This window comes from Mariniflexile maritimum (assembly GCF_009746565.1).
Taxonomy (GTDB): domain Bacteria; phylum Bacteroidota; class Bacteroidia; order Flavobacteriales; family Flavobacteriaceae; genus Mariniflexile; species Mariniflexile maritimum.
On sequence record NZ_WRPN01000028.1, the window covers coordinates 1 to 2,196 of the forward strand.

The 2,196-nt window shown below is 34.0% G+C and carries 2 protein-coding genes; both read left to right on the forward strand.

The window, feature by feature from the left end:
• Positions 1 to 161 precede the first annotated feature (161 nt).
• The gene (locus GQO80_RS15620; RefSeq protein WP_157209290.1) at positions 162 to 923 is read left to right on the forward strand and encodes an MBL fold metallo-hydrolase; all 762 of its coding nucleotides are present in this window, start codon (positions 162 to 164) and stop codon (positions 921 to 923) included.
• 122 nt (positions 924 to 1,045) lie between these two features.
• A complete protein-coding gene (locus GQO80_RS15625) occupies positions 1,046 to 1,957 on the forward strand; it encodes a DUF6602 domain-containing protein (protein WP_157209291.1) in 912 nt (303 codons plus the stop codon).
• Positions 1,958 to 2,196: the final 239 nt, after the last annotated feature.

A 2,196-nucleotide genomic window follows, 5' to 3' on the forward strand; every position in this document is an offset into this window, starting at 1 on the left:
TTGTATAACCGCAATTACGGCGGATTCGACTACGTCCGAATCCACTCGGAATTGCTAACGCCAGTTCTTAACCGAAAATCATTAACTTTAAAACCGTAACTGACGGTTATACGAGACCGTTATAGGCAACCTTGAAAAAAACAGCGTAACAACAGAAAAATATGACAGAAATACATCATTTAAACTGCGTTAAAATCGTTTCGCCAATCAACGACAATGTTTGCGGACATTGCTTGTTAATTAAGGAAAATGATAAACATATTTTGATAGACACAGGCATTGGACTTTTGGACACTCTAAATCCAACTGAAAGAATAGGACAGCAACTTATTGGTATTGTAGGTTATCGTTTTGACGAAAACCAAACTATGGTACGACAAATTGAAAATTTAGGACTTGACCCGAAAAATGTAACGGACTGTATCATTTCACACTTGGACAACGACCATATTGGCGGACTTGCTGACTTTCCCAAAGCGACAGTCCACGTTAGCGTTGAAGAACTTGACAATTTTAATTCGGACAATCAAAGATATTTGAAACTTCCTTTGGCACATAATCCAACCATTAAAACCTATGGAAAGTCTGACTTTGATTGGTTTGGATTTGAAGCACGGAAAATTAGTGCCGACATTGAAACAGAGATTTTTCTTATTCCGCTTTTTGGACACACATTGGGACATTGCGGTGTTGCCTTAAAAGTGAACGACAAATGGCTGTTCTATGTTGCAGACGCATATTATATGCGAGTAGAACTTACGGACGACACGCACCCTGTAAATGAATTGGCTAAAATAAGAGCAGACGACAATAATTTAAGAGTATTGACACTTGACAAAATTCGTAAGCTTGTGAATGACCACCCAGAAATTGAAATTTATGGATACCACGACATAGAAGAATTTAGACTTTATTCAAATTAAAAGGTATGCCTATAACAGCACCTACACGCAAGCAGGGGTTTTGTGCTTCGTAGGACAGGAAAGTGGTAAAAATCCCTGCCTGCGTGTAGCTGCAAACCGTTGTAAAACATTATGAAAAAAATATGAACGCAGTTATTGGAAGTATAATAGAAAATTTAAGGTCAATACAAATTATATACGAACCTACTGTAGAAATATTTAAAGGAGACAGAACAAATACTGGTGATTCAAAAGAAATATCGGTAAATGAATTTATACAAAGTTACCTAACAAATGATTATCGTGTAAAAAAGGGGAAGATATACTCATTAGATAGTGAAAGTGCCAATATTGACTGTGTTGTTTTAGCTCCAAATCACCCAAATCTGATAACGCCAAAAAGAGAAGTTATTCTTGCAGAAGGAGTATTTTGCGCTATCGAAGTAAAACCTGACATAACATCTCTTTCTAAAACTTCAGAATTTGTTCGTAGCACAAAACAAATAAAGTCTATTAAAAACCTTAATAGAAAAGTAGATAGATTGAATCTTAAAATTTTAGGCAATGTAGAAAAACCAGCCTATTTTGATAAGATTCCAGCTGTACTTTTTTCAAAGAAATCTGCTGACTTTAATAAAATAATAGAGCACTTTAGACATAAAGTAAAAGCAGAGGAGTTAAAAAAAGATGAGCTTCCAGATATTATTTTCTCAATAGAAAATGGTGTTTTATTTTATTGTCCTCATTTCAAACACACTTCATATTATAAAATGCTATCGGAACCTCAAAAACTCTTATTTGCAGACGCTACTTTTATGCAAGTTTCTTCTCAAGATAAGGAAGAACATATTAATCTACTGATTTTTTTGATAATGTTATTAAACCTTGAAAAACCACATATTCCAATTTCAGATTTTTTTATTAAGCAATATTTACAAAATAAAAACTTTAAAACAAACTATAAATTTATGACTTTGGAAGGGGAAACAGAAAGATTAATTAATAATCCTGAAATGGCGAAAAAGTTAGCTGAACTATTAAAAACTAAAAAATAACGTTTTACAACACCGGCTATAGTTCATTGCTTCCGACTTTCCTCTCGGAAAGTCCTCGCAATTTTGCTATCTTCGGTTTATGGCGGAAAATCCTCGCGGATTTTCACGCAACGAAATCATAGGTACTGTGTTAAAAACCTAATAAATTAACTAAAAATTATAGGAAGCACTTATGCTAAATCATAATGCTATCCTGCGCAGCAAGAGCTTTTGGTTCTTGCTGTTTTTTCTTTTCAAAA

What these genes read in the sequence shown, in the direction of transcription:
- GQO80_RS15625 (WP_157209291.1), top strand. Translation starts at nt 1,046, where the DNA reads ATGAACGCAGTTATTGGAAGTATAATAGAAAATTTAAGGTCAATACAA.
- GQO80_RS15620 (WP_157209290.1), top strand. Translation starts at nt 162, where the DNA reads ATGACAGAAATACATCATTTAAACTGCGTTAAAATCGTTTCGCCAATC.